Source organism: Pseudomonas sp. PICF6 (assembly GCF_009831705.1).
Lineage (GTDB): Bacteria > Pseudomonadota > Gammaproteobacteria > Pseudomonadales > Pseudomonadaceae > Aquipseudomonas > Aquipseudomonas rhizophila.
In genome coordinates this window covers 20,801-36,659 of the sequence record NZ_WUUD01000003.1, presented here as the reverse complement: position 1 = coordinate 36,659, position 15,859 = coordinate 20,801, and the positions used below count along the sequence as shown (strand labels likewise).

Here is a 15,859-nt window from a genome sequence, read left to right as displayed (position 1 = left end):
AGCCGATTGGCCTGTTGCGACAGGGCATCGCAATCCTTCAGGGTTTCATTGAGGTTGGCGACGCTTTGCTGGTTCAGCAGGTTGATGTGGCTGACATCCATGTTGAGGGTTTCCACCACGGCGGTCTGTTCTTCGGTGGCCGCGGCCACCGACTGGTTCATGCCGTCGATTTCACCGATGCGCTGCGTCACGCTGACCAGCCGCAGACCCGCCTGGTTGGCCACTTCCACACTTTCTTCGCTGGAAAGCTGGCTGGCGTTCATCGTCGTCACCGCTTCACGGGAACCGACCTGGAGCGAGGTGATCATCTTGTGGATTTCTTCCGCCGACTCCTGGGTGCGGTGCGCCAGGTTGCGCACTTCATCGGCCACCACCGCAAACCCGCGCCCGGCTTCACCGGCACGGGCCGCTTCAATGGCAGCGTTCAGCGCCAGCAGGTTGGTTTGCTGAGAGATGCCCTTGATCACGTCCAGGATGTGCCCGATGTTGTCGGTGCTGGCGTTCAGGGTTTCGATCTGGGTGCACGAGAGGCTGATCTTCTGTGACAGCTCGGTCATGGCCTGGATGGTTTTTTCCACCACCTGGCGTCCGTCATCGGCTTGCTCGCTGGCACCACTGGCCTGTTGCGAGGCGTCGGCGGCATTGCGGGCGATTTCCTGGGTCGCGGCGCCCAACTGATTGATGGCCGCTGCCACGCTGTTGGTGCGGGCGCTCTGTTCGTCGGAGCCAACGAGCGAGGCATTGGACGAAGTCATCACCCGCTGCGACAGGTCATGCACTTGTCGAGTGGCGGAAGACACCTCCGAGATCGACGCGTGAATCCGCTCCACGAATTGGTTGAACGAGCTGCCCAGCTCACCGAACTCATCCTTGCCCTGGACCACCAGACGCCGGGTCAGGTCGCCTTCACCTTGGGCGATGTCCTGCATGGCGCGCCCCATGGTGGTCAATGGACGCATCAACACCTGGATCAACAGGCTCAGCAGCAACGCAATGGCCGCCACCGCCACAAACATCGCAATCAGCGCCGAGGTACGGAAATGGCTCAGCGGTGCGTAGGCCTTGTCTTTGTCGATCGATAGACCGATGTACCACTGGGTATTCGGCAGGCCTGCGACGGGGGTAAACGAAAGAATGCGATCCTGCCCATTGAGCTCAACCTCCTGGATACCTTTCTCGATGCGCACTGGCGTACCGGGGTAGATGTCCTTGAGGTTCTTCATCACCTGGTCCTTGTCCGGGCTGACGATGACCTGACCGTCGCCGCTGACCAGAAACCCATGGCCGATGCCGCCGAAATCCACGGAGTTGATGATTTTCACCAGGGTTTCCAGGCTCAGGTCGCCCCCCACCACACCGAGCAGCTCACCGTTGTGCTTCACCGGCAGGGCGATGGTCACCACCAGGCCGCCGACCGCAGCCAGGTAGGGCGGGGTCAGCATGGTTTGATCGATGGTGACTGCCTGTTTGTACCAGGGGCGCTGGCGCGGGTCGTAGCCGTCGGGCATTTTTGCGTCAGGGCGCTGGGTGAAGACGCCGTTGGCCTGACCCACGTAAGTGAACTGGAAATTCGACGTCAGCGCCGGCTGATCCACCAGCCCCGGCAGATCGGCACCCGCGCCCTGGTGCGCAATATTCTGCGCCAGGTTTTCCAGCACCAGCACCCGGCCGCTCATCCAGTTCTGGACGCTGCTGGCCGTCAGGTCGCCGGACTGCTGGATGGAGGATTCGAGACTGCTGCCAATGGTTTTTCGTTGCAGGTAGTCGTTGTAGAGCGTGAACAGGGCAAAAGCCAGAACGACCACACCAGAGGCGGCCAGAAGGATTTTATGGCTGAACTTCAGATTCATCGACAGGCTTCTTATGCAGGGAGTGGGGGTGCATTCCGGTTGCAGCATTCATGTCACAGCGCGGGCGGACTTGTGATCTGCTCCACTTTGGTGCACGCATATAACGCTGTCGGCAAAAGTTAAAAAAATATGAGCCCTTTAAACAAATGGGCGACGGAAGGACACGGTGCGTCGAACGGTGGTTGCAAATTCACTGACCCCTGATGACAATGCGACCTATTATCATTTGCGACATCCAGGCCTTCGCGTTCATGTCATCTCCCGAGTTTGCAGTACAGACGCTCTACAGCAACCATCACGGCTGGCTTCACACATGGCTGCGCAGCCGCTTGGGCAATGCTGCCGACGCAGCGGACCTGGCCCAGGACACCTTCGTGCGCCTGCTGCAACGCACCGAACGCCTGGAGCTCAAGTCGCCCCGCGCCTTTCTACGCACCATCGCCCAAGGCCTGGTGATCGATCATTGGCGCCGGGAAGAAATCGAACGCGCTTACCTGGAATCCATCGCCCACCTGCCACCCGCCCAAGCCCCCGACACCGAAGCCCAGGCCTTGATCCTGGAGCTGCTGGAAGCCATCGCCAGAATGCTCGAGGGCCTGAAGCCGAAAGTGCGCAGGGCATTTCTGTTGGCCCAGTGCGAAGGCCTGACGTACAAGCAGATTGCCGAGCAGATGGGCATTTCCTTGCGCTCGGTGGAACGATACGTCGCCGATGCGCTGTATCACTGCTATGTGTTGCGCTATGAAAGCTGAGCCTGTGGATAACGTGTTGAATCGACGCAGCGGCCCATCCCAACAGGTAGTCAGGCAAGCGATCAACTGGCTGCTGCGCCTGCGCAACCATGCTGCCAATCCGGCCTTGCGCCAACAATGCGAGGTCTGGCGCGCCGCCCATCACGAACACGAATTGGCCTGGCAGCGGGTGCAAGCGCTGCACAGTGAGTTGACCTCGAACCTGCGGGCGGTCCCCGGCGCCCACGTCGCTCTCGACACCCTGGAAAACAGCGCCCAGCGACTCGGTCGGCGCCAGGCCTTGAAACTGTTGTCGGGGGTGGCGCTGATAGGCTCCGCCGCCTGGCTGGGCAAGGACCTGGGCTGGCAGCCGTGGAGCGCGGATTTCGCCACTGCCACCGGCGAACATCGAGGTTTCCAGTTGCCCGACGGTACGCGGCTTGAACTGAACACTGACAGCGCCGCCGACCTGGACTACACGACCGAGCATCGCCTGATCAGCCTGACGCGAGGTGAAATCATGCTCACCTGCGGTCGCGATCCCGAGCGGCCGCTGCTGGTGCGCAGCCGACATGGCCTGTTCGAAGGGCTGGACGGGCGCTTCGTGGTGCGGCAGGACAATGCCTGCACACGCCTGAGCGTCACCCGTGGCAGGGTCGCGATCCTTTCGCACCGTGGCGCCGATGGTGCCCCGCTACAGGTGAGCGCCGGGCAGAGCTATCTGCTCAGCTCATCGACAGCGACCATGGCGCCGCCGCTGGATATGGACATCGGTGCCTGGGCGGAGGGTTTGCTCGTGACGCGCAACATGCGTCTGGAGGACTTCCTCAACGAGGTAGGACGTTACCGCCAGGGCTATCTGAAATGCGCCGCGTCGATTGCGGACCTGCGCTTGTCAGGCGTTTTCCGCCTGGAAGACACCGACAGGTTGCTGGCCGTCCTGCCGCGCACGCTCCCCGTTCAATTACGCTATCGAACCCGTTGGTGGGTCACGGTGCAGGAATCGGTCTGATTTTTTTTGGCGGGTTTTGCGCGCAAGTCCGGCTAGGACAGTAAGCAACGCTTATCTGCCCTTAGCGACTCCAACGGAAACCCACAATGACTGAGTGCGTAAACCTCAACACCCCCTTTGGCTGCTCCTCGCAAACAGGCCTGTTGCGCCATGCCATCCGTGCTGCACTGTTCTGCACGGTGTTGAGTGCGGGCGCCGTGCCAATGTTCGCCGTCGCGGCGCAAGACGGTGTCACCACCGCGCGCCAGAGCTACAACATTGCCGCCGGCCCCCTGAGCGATGTGCTGAACCAGTTCGCTCGTCAGGCCGGCATCACCCTGGCAAGCACTCCGCAGCAGACGAGCGGTATCCAGTCCCCGGGACTGCACGGCGAGTATTCGACGGACCAGGCCCTGAGCCATCTTCTCAGCGCTTCAGGCCTGACCGCCGTCAGCCCGGATGGCAGCAGCTATGTGCTGCAAACCGAGGCCTCGGGCGGCACGTTGGCGCTGCCGACCACCGACATCAAGGGGTTTGCCCTGGGTAACGCGTTGGGCAGCATGGCGGGCTACAACGCCACCCACAGCCAGGTCGCCACCAAGACCAGTACCGCCCTGCGGGAAACCTCGCAAAGCGTCTCCGTGGTCACCCGCGAGCAAATGGACGACCAAGGCGCGCAAACCGTCTCCCAGACCATGCGCTACACCCCAGGGGTATTGACCACCCCCTACGGCGCGACCCATCGCTACGACTACGTGGCGATGCGCGGCTTCAACGATGGCTCGGTGGACAACATCTACCTCGACGGCCTCAAGTCCATGGGCGACAGCGGCACCTACAGTTCCATGCAAGTCGACCCGTACTTCCTTGAGCGGGTCGACATTCTCAAAGGCCCATCCTCGGTGCTCTACGGGCGCAGCTCGCCCGGCGGCCTGGTGGCACTCACCAGCAAGAAACCGCTGTACGAGGCCTATCACCAAATCCAGGCCACGGTCGGCACCCAGGGCCAACGCGGCATGGGCTTCGACTTTACCGGGCCGGTGGATGATGACAAACGCATCGCCTATCGCCTGGTGGGCCTGGCGGATACGTCCGACACGCAGTTCGACCACACCAAGGAAAAGCGCTTTGCCCTCGCCCCCACGGTGAGCATCGACTTTACCGAAGACACGTCGCTGACACTTCAGGCCTACCTGCAGCACGACCCCGACGGGGGTTATCACGGCGGCATGCCAGCCGACGGCACCTTGCATCAGCGCAACGGCAAGCGTATCTCGGAAAATTTCTTCGAAGGCGAGCCGGGCGTCGATGGCTATGAACGTGATCAGCAGTCGTTCGGCTACCAGTTCGAACACCGTTTCAACGATGTCTTCACCGCCCGGCAGAACTTCCGTTACCTGGACTCCCAAGTCACCAATGATCAGGTCTACGCCTACGGCTGGACCACGCCGACCAGCAACGAGCTGAACCGCTACTACACCGGTGCCGAAGAAAAACTGCATTCGTTCATCGTCGACAACATGCTGCAGGCTGAATTTTTCAGCGGGGCGACCAAGCACACCGTGTTGATGGGCGCTGACTATCAGCGGCGCAAGACCGTGGTGGATTGGACCAGCGGCAGCCTGGCCCCGATCAACGCCTTCGACCCGGTCTATGGCAACTCGGCTATCACCTACTTCAGCCCCACCAGCTACCTGCGGCGCCTGGAACAGACCGGTGTCTACCTGCAAGACCTGATCGAGATGGATAAATGGCGTTTCTCCCTGGGCCTGCGTCAGGACTGGGTGAAAACCTCGGATGAAAACCGCATCGCTGAGTTCGGCCGCCCGGAAGGCACCGAGATCAACGACAAACGCAGCAAGCTCACTGGCCGTGCCGGGGCGCTGTACCTGTTCGACAACGGCCTGGCGCCGTACGTCAGCTACTCCGAGTCGTTCAACCCCAACTCCTACGCCGACAGCGCCGGCAACCCGCTGTCGCCGACCGATGGCAAGCAATGGGAACTGGGCCTGAAGTATCAGCCACCGGGTACGGATGACCTGTACACCGCCTCGCTGTTCCGCATCGACCAGGAGAACCTGGCGACCAAACTGCCCCAGGAAAACTTCTACCGCGCCGTCGGTGCCGTTCGCTCCCAGGGCCTGGAACTGGAAGCGCACCTGCAACTGACCGAGCAGTTCAAAGTGCTGGGCAGCTACACCTTCACCGATATCGAGTATTCGAAATCGATGATCAGCACGTTGAGCACCGCCACCGACATCATCGAAAACAAAGGCAACTCACCGACCCAGGCCCCACGCCACATGGCTTCGGTGTGGGCGGACTACAAGTTCGACAGCGGCGCGCTCGATGGCCTGCGACTGGGCGGTGGCGTACGTTATGTCGGCTACAGCTGGGCCGATGCGGAAAACACCATGAAGGTGCCGTCCTATACGCTGTTCGATGCGTCGGTGGGGTATGACCTGGGCAAGGTCGGCTTGAAAGGCGTGGACGTGCGCCTGAACGCAAACAACCTGACCAACGAAACCTACGTCGCCTCCTGCGCCAGCCTGAGCTACTGCTACCTGGGCGAAGAACGCAACGTGGCGGCGACGGTGAGTTACCAGTTTTGACCCGTTCTCTTTGGTAACTCATTCTCTGTGGCGAGGGAGCTTGCTCCCGCTGGACGCGAAGCGGCCCTGTTTTTTGGGGGGCTGCTGCGCCACCCAGCGGGAGCAAGCTCCCTCGCCACAAGGTTCGGTTTTTACTTCTCGAACCTGTTTGCGTCAAACCCGCACCGCATCCCCTTCCTCCCGCACCACACCCTCTTCCCGCACAAACCGGTTCGCCCGCCCAAACGTGCCGAAATCATTGAACCGCACGCCCATCTCACGCATCACTTTGTGGGCCACCGGCACCGTCATCTGGCGGATGTAGAACGGCTCTTTGACCACGAAATGATGGACCCCGTGGCTACTGCCGAAGTTGAAGCAGAACGCCTGCAATGGCCACAGCCACCAGGGGTTGAGCACCTGGGTTTGCTGGATGACATTGCCCGGCTCGATGTCGCCGTAGTAATGCATGTTCGAGCTGATGAAATGCAGGCAAAAGGTGCGCAGCACGTTCGGGCCGATGATCACCACCGCTGCGATATCGATCACGTGCATCACTGCCAGCGTGGTCGGCGACCAATCAATCGACGTGCCAAGCAAATAGGCGACAGCGTTGGCCCCATGGAAACCGAGAAACACGTACCACGCGCCCCAGTGCAACAGCGCCAGCGGGAAATACACCTTCAGCGTGCGCTTGAGGATGCTGCGCTTGTGCGCCCAGGTCTTGGCCCGCAGCAGGCGAATGAAGGCCGACATCACGTTGTCGCCCACCATCAGCAAGCGCGCCAGCCCCCAGGGCTCGCCATTGGTAATGGCCCGCTCTTCCAGGTCGGCCTCGCTGCCGGACACTTTGTGATGATTGAGGTGCAAATGGCGGCGGATCCACGGGTTGATGGTGCTGGGCCGCGCCAGCCAGACCAGGCCCATCATCAGGTTGTGGGGTACGCGTTGCTTGCGAAAATACATGCTGTGGATCAGGTCGTGTTCCAGCTCGTGGGTCAGTGAAGCGAAAAAAGCGTTGAGCAGCAGGCATGCCCAACCGGCCAGGTGACCGTTGATGTAGAGCAGCGCCGAACCGACCATCCCGGCCAGGGCGAACGCCAGGATGCCCGCGCCCAACGCATCCTGATGACGCAGGATCGGGTAGCGCTGGCGCAGTTCTTCGCCTCGGGCCAAGACTACCTGGCGAATATGGGCCGATCGCTGTTGTGCATTCAATCGCTCGGGGCTTGCGCAAGTGCCGTGCATGGCTTACATCCTCTTCTATCGATGTGCTCATCCTGCCGGGCGATGCCCCCTAGGGTGGTAGCCGTAAACGCCAACCTGTTGACCGCAAGCGCCAATCGCCATGACTGAACCCACCTCCCTCGCCAGTTGGACCCGCGCCCTGCGCAAACAGCTTGATGCGTTGGGCCTGGACAGCCATGCCCTGTGCCTGGAGGCCGGGCTCGATCCGCAGTTGATGGACGACCCGAATGCCCGTTATCCGCTCTCGGCCACCACGCGCCTGTGGGAACTGGCCGTGCAGGCCAGCGGTGATCCGGCGATCGGCCTGCGGGTTTCGCGCTTCGTCAGTCCCACCACGTTCCACGCTCTGGGTTATGCCCTGGTGGCCAGCGGCAGTTTGCGAGAAGTGTTTGAGCGAATCGTGCGTTATCACCCGGTGGTCAGCGATGCGTTGATGCTGCAACTGAGCCGCTGCGAAGACCGATACCGCTTCACGCTCGACGTGCCCCAAGGCCGGACGACGCCGGCCTTTGAAGCCATCGATGCGTTCGCCGCGATTTACGTGCGCACGTGTCGCAACCGACTGGGCCGCGATTACGCGCCGCTGGCGGTGTACTTGCGGCGCCCGGAACCGACGGACCCCGGCCCCTGGCATAAAGTGTTCCGTTCACCTGTGTATTTCGGCGCCGAGCAAGATTGCCTGGAGTTCAACCTCGTCGATTTCGACAGCCACCTGGACGACGCCAACCCGGAGCTGGCTGAACATAACGAGACGGTACTCAAGCGCACCCTCGCCCAGCTCCAGCCGCTGACCTGGGAGCGCAAGGTGCGAGCCGCTATCGAGGCCCAACTGCCCGAAGGCGAACCCAGCGCCGAGCGCATCGCCCAGGCCATGCACCTGAGCCTGCGCAGCCTGCAACGGCATTTGGCCGATGAAGGCTGCCGCTTCGACACGCTGCTTAACGAATGTCGGGAAAACCTGGCACTGCTGCACCTGCGCGACCCGCAGTGCTCACTGAGTGAAGTCGGTTATCTTCTGGGCTTTGCCGATGCCAGCAGCTTCAGCCGGGCGTTCAAGCGCTGGACCGGAATGACGCCGGGGCAGTTTCGGGATGGGTTGCGCTAGGTTTGCGTTGGCTGAGCCGGCCCTATCGCGAGCAGGCTCGCTCCCACATTGTCTTGAGGTGAACTCAACATTCAGGCCCGCCTCCAACGCTGTGGGAGCGAGCCTGCTCGCGATAGCGGTGGATCAGTCGATACAGGCCTTCAGATCGTGGTCAATGCCCGCAACCGCTCGATATCCAGGATTTCAATCTCACCATAAGCCAACTGCACAATGCCCTGGGCCTGAAGGTCCTTGAGGATCTGGTTGGTGGTCTGGCGCGACAGTGAGAGCATGAGCGCCAGTTGCTCCTGGGGCAGTTGCAAGACCCGTCGCGCCGGTTCGATTTCGCCGTAGCCTTCGGCGATCATCAGCAGGCGATTGGCAACACGTACCGGGGCGGGCATCAGGCTCAGGTGTTCGAGATTGATGAAGGTCAGGCGCAGTTTGTGGCTCATCAGCCGCGCAATATCTCGCCAATAGACCGGATGTTCTTGCAGAAACGCCATCAACGGCGCCTGAGGCAAGTGCAGCAAGGTGCACTGGCCCACGCTCACCGCGTCATGGGTGCGCGGCTGGCCATCGAACAGGCAGATTTCACCAAACCAGTGGGGCGCTTCCACCACACTGAGCAGCGCTTCCTTGCCCTGTTCGTTCACTGCGCCGATCCGTACCGCGCCCTCCAATACGGCGTACATCCCGCAGGGTGGGTCACCGCGCTGAAACAGCCGATGCCCCGGCACCAGGCGGCGCACCCGCGACATGCCTAACAGACTATTCTGTAACTCAGCGGGCAAGTGGCTGTACCAGTGACCGGCCAACAGGTGCGAGTGCCAGGGATGGGTATTCATGGAAACTCCGGGACAAGTGTCGGCTAACTGACAGAACGCCTCGTGGAACCCGGGCATCATGCAGGCATCACCTCAGGAGGAACAACAATGAAAAGCCTCGTTGATCATCTCAGTCAATACGCTGCCTACCACCGCGACCCACGCAACATCGCCACGCACTTCATCGGTATTCCGCTGATTTTCGTCGCCGTCGCCGTACTGCTGTCACGGCCGGGTTGGCCGGTGGGCGCGCTCCTGGTGTCGCCGGCGCTGCTGATAGCGGTAGCCAGTGCCTGGTTCTATCTGCGCCTTGAGTTGCGCCTGGGGGTGCTGATGACGGTACTGCTGGCCCTGGCGCTATGGCTGGGCCAGGTGCTCGCCGCGCAAAGCACCTTGGTATGGCTGGGCAGTGGCTTGGGGATGTTCGTGGTGGGCTGGGTGATCCAGTTCGTCGGTCACTATTACGAAGGCCGTAAACCGGCGTTCGTCGATGACCTCACCGGGTTGATTGTCGGGCCGCTGTTCGTGGTGGTGGAGGCGGGTTTCCTGCTGGGGCTTCGTGGCGAACTGAAGCGGGCCATTGAAGAACGCGCCGGGCCCGTGGCCTTGCGTCACCAACGCTCGGCCGTCTGAATCTGTGGGAGCAAGGCTTGCCCGCGAACGCATCGCCTCGGTCTATCAAGCTACACCGAGGTGTTTGCATCGCGGGCAAGCCTTACTCCCACAAGCTTGCTCCCACAAGCGTCAGGCCTTACCGCTCAAGTTACAGCGCACCAAACTCGACCCGTATCGTCAGCGCGCCGGTGTTATCTTTCAAGCCAGACCCATGTTGCCCGGTCAGATCATCGTTGATGCACAGTTGCAGCTCCCCTTGCTGGTCGCCCGGAACCTGCGCCAGATCCCCCACCAGGAACGGTGTTCCATCGTTGCCTACACGACCAACCAAGGCGCCTTCGGCGGCACCGGGCAAAGCATAGCTGCTGTAGTCGATGTGCCTCGAACCACCGTTTCCATCGACATTGCCGCCCTGCGGACTCGCGCACCATAACCCACTGACGTAGCGAACCACGCGCGGTATCAACCCGTTGATCTGCACTCCAGTGCCCTGCCAGGCGATGTTGGATTGGACCTGCATGGTCACCGCCTTCAGGTCGTTGGCCACGGTGTCCCCGGCTTGGAACGACAGCGCCGCAATCGTCAGGCTCGGGTTCGAGGTGCCCGTGCTGGGGAACACGCCATCGCCCACCAGAAACAGGTTCTTGTGGTCCCAACTGCGCTGGTATTTGTCCACCACCGACTTGGCTGGATCATCGCCCATGCGATAGGTCCCCATCAGGTGTCCGGCGCCCTGGAAGCTGTAATCTTCGCCTTTGTAGTTGAAGGTCCCTTTGCCAATGGGTGCTGTCAGTTCCACGGCGCCAAGCAGGTCCTTGATGATGTGGCTCGCCAGTATCTTCGCCTGCCTGAAACCTTCCTTGGTGTAATCGGACAGGTCGTAGTGGATTTCCGGCCGAAGAATGCCGAGCCCGTCCTTGTAGTTATCCGTCGAGGGCACGATGTAGCTATTGGACTGGTCGGGATGGTCTTCCACCTGTTCCACCAGGAAGCCGATCCGAAACTGGCGGATGAACAGTTCGTTGAGTTTTTTGATCAGTGCCGTGCCGTACAGCGCTTCAGTGGGCGGCGCCGGTGTCTCTTTCGCCGGCAATGGATTGGTGCGACTGGTGTTCGCCCCGTCGATAAAATCGGCCACGGTGACGTAAGGATCGCCAACCGGCCAGTTCCAGCCTTCATTGCCAATTTCGATGCGCCATGCCGCTCGCTGGCTGCGGAAGGCACCGTCACGCAGGCTCTCGATGCCCGCAGTGGACACCGGACCACGATATGGGAAAACCGTCTTGCCTTCCGGCATCAGCCCCCACGCCAGGTAAATCGGATGGTCGGACAGACTGCGTCCCACCTGCCCGCTGCTGTTGGCCACACCTTTGGGCCAGTCCGGGGTCTTGGAGTTGAGCAACAATTTAGGGGTTTCGATGGCATGGGCCGCGATCACGTAACGCTGCCCGATGGCCACACCGTTTCCCGTCTTCGGTCCCTCGCCAAGCTGATATTGAATGAATTCTATGCCATTGATGTTCTTGTCCGGGCCCACGGTCACTTTGCTGGCCACGGTCCGGTACATGACCCGGACGTTGCCGGTGGCCCGGGCCTTGTTCATGGTCACCGTGGCGTCGTACTTGGCCTGGATCGGGCAGATCGGCGTGCAGTTGGTATTGCCGGCACACACCCGGCGCCCGGCGTAGGGCTGGGAATTGCGCCCCGCCGGGGTCGGACTGACCACCAGCGGCAAGCCGTCGAACGTCTGCCCGGTCACGGCGCTGACAAAACTGCCGTCAACCAGTGACAGCGGAATGCTGTGCATCGGGAATGAATAGCCCTCGGGAAAGGTCATGCCCAGATAAGCCTGGTCGGCGACATTGGCCGACACACCGATTTCCGCCTCGGCCCGGCAATAGGCACTTTGCAGATCGTCGTAGCCGATCGGCCAGTCCACCCCGACGCCGTATTTGCTCTTCAGGCGAAAATCGTTCGGCACCATGCGCAGGCACGTCCCGACCCAATGCCAGGTCGTCCCGCCGCCCACCCGTTCGTAGGTGCTGTTGAAGGGCAACGGGCCTTTCTGCACCAGGTAACTGATTTCCGGTTTGTCCCACCCCAGGATCAGATCGGCGATGGTTGCCCGCGGGGCATTTTCCTTGGTCGGATCCCGCGGTGTGTCCAGGGTCGATACCGGAGGATAGGGCGACTCCGGGGTTTTCAGGGTCGCCGTGTAGAAGCGCTCCAGATACTGCGTACGATTGGCCGGAATCTCCGGGCCCGATTCGAGCACCAGCACATCCACGCCAGCCATGCCCAACTGATAAGCGATGATGCTGCCGGCCAGGCCCGCCCCAACGATGACCACCTCTGCTTGTTCGGTACTCATGACGAAGCTCCTTGCTGCGCGTTGGCGGCTACCCCGGTGTAATCCTCAAGGCTGGGCGGCGTCGTGTTCCAGTAGCCGAAGAACATCTCGCTGTAGCCCATAGGGTGAGCCTGGGCGGCTTTCCAGGCCCATCCATTGATATAAGCCTGGTCGGACACCACCGTCTGCTCATCCTTTTTGAAACTCGCCGCGTCATACGGTTGGTACCAGACGCCCAGCAACCACAGCTTCATGATCGAACGCGCGGCTTTGGCGGTCGGCGTGTCGGCCGGTAGCGCTCCTTCCATCAACACCGCTTGGGCGATCTGATCCGGGGATTGATTGTCCCCCGCCAGGTTGGCGTATTGAGTCAGCAATGTACTGAGCACATCAGGCGTGATTCTTGGCGTGATGAATTCAAGAAACAGCGGAGGCAAACCCACCTGGTCGATCGCCGGTGCCAATCGCTCAGTGGAAATGCCAGTCAGGACCGATGAAAGGCCTACGAAATTTTCCAGATCACTGCTCATGCTTGACTCCTTGTCCAGTCGTGGACTGCGCGCGTTCGAGCAAATAGGTGAAATCCGCGAAGCTGGTGCGCGGCGATTCGGTGACATGGGTTGCCGCATTGCCATGACACGCCATGCAACTGGAAGACGCTTGGGGCACGGTGCCCTGGATGTAGGTTTCCAGTGTGGCGTTGGCCAGGAACAACGGGGCTGGATTGCCCAGCGGGTTGGCGGCTGATATCTGACAGTTGGGCTGTGGTGCCGACGGCCACTGGGTACTGATCAATTGATAGTTCGCCCAGACGCTCTGTGGGTTGACTGTACGCAACAGGGCTTGATAGGTGGCGTTCAGGGTTTTGGTGGCTTCGGTCAGCGGTATCTCACGCACGATCTGCGAGGGTGTTGCCTTGACCGCCGGGTTCCAGGGCCGGGGCGGCGGCTGGTTGATATCGCTTTGGCTGGCAGCGTTGTAGAACAGATAAGGTCCCACCCGCTGGGCCGGGGGGGTGGTCTGTTCGGGTACGTTTTTTACATGTTCAAAGGTCGACCAGACCCACTGCGCGGCGCTGTCGGTCTTGTGAACGATGTGCAGTCCCACCAACCCCACCGGTTCGGACTTGCACGACTCCCCGACAATGGGTCCTTTGCTCGGGTCGCTGTTTCCCGGTGTATAGACCAGCGCATCGACGGTGTGAAAATCCTGCGGACGATCATTGGCGCCCAGCACTTTCCACGATGCTTTCACCATCAGCGCGCCGACGTCCTGTGTCTTGGCCGAGCCGCAACTGAAAGCCACGGCGTTGGTCGGGTTTGCGGCAAAAAACTTCTGCTGGCCTTCGATGCTGTACAGACCATTGTCGACAATGGAATTGAACATCGATCGGTTGACCACGATTTCGTTGCGCGTATAGGTACCGTTCTGATCCACCAGCGGGCCGCTCTCGAAAGGCTGGATAAACTCATCCAGCACATCGGGCACCTTGCCCATCTGCTGCAACAGGCGCCCGGACTTGAGCGACTTGCACGCTTCGGGAAGCGTCGCCGGCGCGTCCCAGGCCAACGGCGCCTGACCCTTGGCCCGGAAGATCTGGTAGCTCTCTTTCCAGCTTTCCCACACCGTTGCCCCATCCTGTTTGCCGATGGAGGTGCCGGTATTGGGATTGCCGTTGTCCAGGGCCGGCCAGTTCAGGGCAATGAAGGTCTGCCATGACAGGTCATCGAAATCGCGCTGAAGGCTGGCCAGAGTGGGATGTTCCTCGGCAACCGTGACATCGAAGGGTATCTGCGGTGACAACGAGGGGGTGGCGCTGACGGATGGGCTCAATAAAACGCTTAGCAAGGCACAGCCAAACGGGCCATGCCGACTGACTTCCATTCTCATGCTTTATCTCCTTGGCATCAGGGCGCCAGGAGATAACACCGGTCCGTCATGAACTCTCACTGCCTCCTGGCAAGTCAGAGTCTAGGTAGGGATTTAGATGGGAAAAGGTATTGGTGTAGAACCAATCGAAGCAAGGTTGGGCGGGGTTATTCAGATTCTGATCGGGGCGTGAGTGGGACCGCCATCGCGAGCAGGCTCGCTCCCACAGGAGACTGGGGCTGGGCCGCAGATGTTGTGGCCGACACCGCTCCCACAGGTTTTTTGGGTTGCCCACAGACTTGTGGTCAAGCCCATTCCACTGTGGGAGCGAGCCTGCTCGCGATGCTTTTGATCCTAGAGGTTAGCGACTTTCTGCCAGACCTTCGGCTTGAAGAACAGCGTCTCGCCCTTCGCCAGGCCCACCAGACTGTCGTGGTCCTTCACCACTTCAGCTTCGATCAGCTCGCTCTGGCCTTCCACCTTCAGGGTCACCCGGGTGGTGGCGCCCAGCGGGCGAATGTCGCGCACTTCGGCGGCGTGGTGATCCTCCAGTTCCGAACGCGACAGCGAGACTTCGTGAGGGCGGAACAGCACATGCCGGTCTTCACCCAAGTGCAGGCGGTTCGAGTCGCCGAGGAAGTGGTACACAAAATCACTGGCCGGGTTTTCGTAGACATCGCCCGGCGAGCCGATCTGCTCGATCACGCCCTTGTTCATCACCACGATCCGATCCGCGACTTCCATGGCCTCTTCCTGGTCGTGAGTCACGAACACCGAAGTCAGGTTGATGTCCTCGTGCAACCGTGCCAGCCAGCGCCGCAGTTCCTTGCGAACCTTGGCGTCGAGGGCGCCGAAGGGTTCATCCAGCAGCAGCACTTTAGGCTCCACCGCCAGGGCGCGGGCCAGGGCGATACGCTGGCGCTGGCCGCCGGACAGCTGTTCGGGGTAACGGTCGGCGAGCCAGTCCAGTTGCACCATGTTCAACAACTCGTGGACCTTGGTAGCGATCTGGCTTTCGTTCGGGCGTTGGTTCTTGGGCTTCATGCGCAAGCCGAAGGCAACGTTGTCGAACACCGTCATGTGGCGGAACAGGGCATAGTGCTGAAATACGAAACCGACGTTGCGATCACGCACGTCGTGGCCGGAAACGTCCTCGCCGTGGAACACGATGTTGCCCTGGTCCGGGGTTTCGAGGCCGGCGATGATCCGCAGCAAGGTGGTCTTGCCGCAACCCGACGGCCCCAGCAGGGCCACCAACTCGCCGCTCTGGATGTCCAGGCTGATATCGTCCAGGGCCTTGAAGGCGTGGAAATTCTTGCTGACGTTACGAACTTCGATCGACATGACTTATTCCTCCGCGGCGCTGGCGCGCAGGCGGTTGATTCGGTTTTCGCTCCACTGCTTGAGCAGCAGGATCAAGAGCGCCAGGATCAGCAACAGGCTCGCCACAGCGAACGCGGCCACGTGGTTGTATTCGTTGTAGAGGATCTCGACGTGCAGCGGCAGGGTGTTGGTGACCCCGCGAATGTGCCCGGACACCACCGATACCGCGCCGAATTCGCCCATGGCCCGGGCGGTACACAGCACCACGCCATAGATCAGCCCCCACTTGATGTTCGGCACGGTGACATGCCAGAACATCTGCCAGCCATTGGCACCCAACAGGCGCGCGGCTTCTTCTTCCTGGGTGCCCTGCTCCTGCA

At 61.1% G+C, this 15,859-nt stretch carries 13 protein-coding genes and 1 pseudogene; 5 read left to right on the top strand and 9 right to left on the bottom strand.

Annotation, left to right across the window (positions count from 1 at the left end):
* A partial coding sequence (locus tag GSM73_RS28170) for a methyl-accepting chemotaxis protein (RefSeq protein WP_372241354.1) occupies positions 1-755 on the bottom strand: 755 nt, incomplete at its 3' end.
* Positions 756-872: 117 nt separating this feature from the next.
* Positions 873-1,850: pseudogene (locus GSM73_RS28165) on the bottom strand (cache domain-containing protein); the annotation flags it as partial.
* A 251-nt stretch (positions 1,851-2,101) separates the two neighbouring features.
* Here GSM73_RS28165 and GSM73_RS03020 point away from each other — a divergent pair.
* From GSM73_RS03020 to GSM73_RS03010, 3 genes are all read left to right on the top strand, one after another.
* Positions 2,102-2,602, top strand: a complete 501-nt coding sequence (locus tag GSM73_RS03020) for a sigma-70 family RNA polymerase sigma factor (RefSeq protein WP_047230328.1) — start codon at positions 2,102-2,104, stop codon at positions 2,600-2,602.
* Positions 2,592-3,593 carry a FecR domain-containing protein gene (locus tag GSM73_RS03015; protein ID WP_047230300.1) on the top strand — a complete coding sequence of 334 codons (1,002 nt, stop codon included), beginning with the start codon at positions 2,592-2,594 and terminating at the stop codon, positions 3,591-3,593. Before GSM73_RS03020 ends, GSM73_RS03015 begins: the two co-directional genes overlap by 11 nt.
* An 86-nt stretch (positions 3,594-3,679) precedes the next feature.
* Positions 3,680-6,184, top strand: coding sequence for a TonB-dependent siderophore receptor (locus tag GSM73_RS03010; protein ID WP_160891520.1), 2,505 nt, complete (start codon positions 3,680-3,682; stop codon positions 6,182-6,184).
* A gap of 153 nt (positions 6,185-6,337) precedes the next feature.
* Here GSM73_RS03010 and GSM73_RS03005 read toward each other — a convergent pair whose 3' ends face one another.
* The gene (locus GSM73_RS03005) at positions 6,338-7,411 is read right to left on the bottom strand and encodes a fatty acid desaturase (RefSeq protein ID WP_076383228.1); all 1,074 of its coding nucleotides are present in this window, start codon (positions 7,409-7,411) and stop codon (positions 6,338-6,340) included.
* A gap of 100 nt (positions 7,412-7,511) precedes the next feature.
* Between GSM73_RS03005 and GSM73_RS03000 the strand changes: the two genes are divergently transcribed.
* Entirely contained in the window at positions 7,512-8,516 is a 1,005-nt protein-coding gene (locus GSM73_RS03000) for an AraC family transcriptional regulator (RefSeq protein WP_160891518.1), read from the top strand.
* Between the two features lie 140 nt (positions 8,517-8,656).
* Here GSM73_RS03000 and GSM73_RS02995 read toward each other — a convergent pair whose 3' ends face one another.
* Positions 8,657-9,343: a Crp/Fnr family transcriptional regulator gene (locus tag GSM73_RS02995; RefSeq protein WP_047230304.1), complete on the bottom strand. Its 687-nt coding sequence runs from the start codon at positions 9,341-9,343 to the stop codon at positions 8,657-8,659.
* Between the two features lie 87 nt (positions 9,344-9,430).
* Here GSM73_RS02995 and GSM73_RS02990 point away from each other — a divergent pair, with 87 nt between their 5' ends.
* Positions 9,431-9,955, top strand: coding sequence for a DUF962 domain-containing protein (locus GSM73_RS02990; RefSeq protein WP_047230305.1), 525 nt, complete (start codon positions 9,431-9,433; stop codon positions 9,953-9,955).
* A gap of 130 nt (positions 9,956-10,085) precedes the next feature.
* On the opposite strand, the gene GSM73_RS02985 is transcribed toward GSM73_RS02990, so the two are convergent.
* The 5 genes from GSM73_RS02985 to GSM73_RS26745 all read right to left on the bottom strand — a co-directional run.
* Entirely contained in the window at positions 10,086-12,308 is a 2,223-nt protein-coding gene (locus GSM73_RS02985) for a GMC oxidoreductase (protein WP_160891516.1), read from the bottom strand.
* Positions 12,305-12,817: a sorbitol dehydrogenase gene (locus GSM73_RS02980; protein WP_160891514.1), complete on the bottom strand. Its 513-nt coding sequence runs from the start codon at positions 12,815-12,817 to the stop codon at positions 12,305-12,307. Before GSM73_RS02980 ends, GSM73_RS02985 begins: the two co-directional genes overlap by 4 nt.
* Complete coding sequence (locus GSM73_RS02975; protein ID WP_047230308.1) at positions 12,807-14,177, bottom strand: hypothetical protein; 1,371 nt, start codon at positions 14,175-14,177, stop codon at positions 12,807-12,809. Before GSM73_RS02975 ends, GSM73_RS02980 begins: the two co-directional genes overlap by 11 nt.
* A 333-nt stretch (positions 14,178-14,510) precedes the next feature.
* Positions 14,511-15,500: a sulfate/molybdate ABC transporter ATP-binding protein gene (locus GSM73_RS02970; RefSeq protein WP_047230309.1), complete on the bottom strand. Its 990-nt coding sequence runs from the start codon at positions 15,498-15,500 to the stop codon at positions 14,511-14,513.
* A gap of 3 nt (positions 15,501-15,503) precedes the next feature.
* Positions 15,504-15,859 (bottom strand): ABC transporter permease subunit (locus GSM73_RS26745; protein WP_256676665.1); only part of this gene is annotated, 356 nt, incomplete at its 5' end.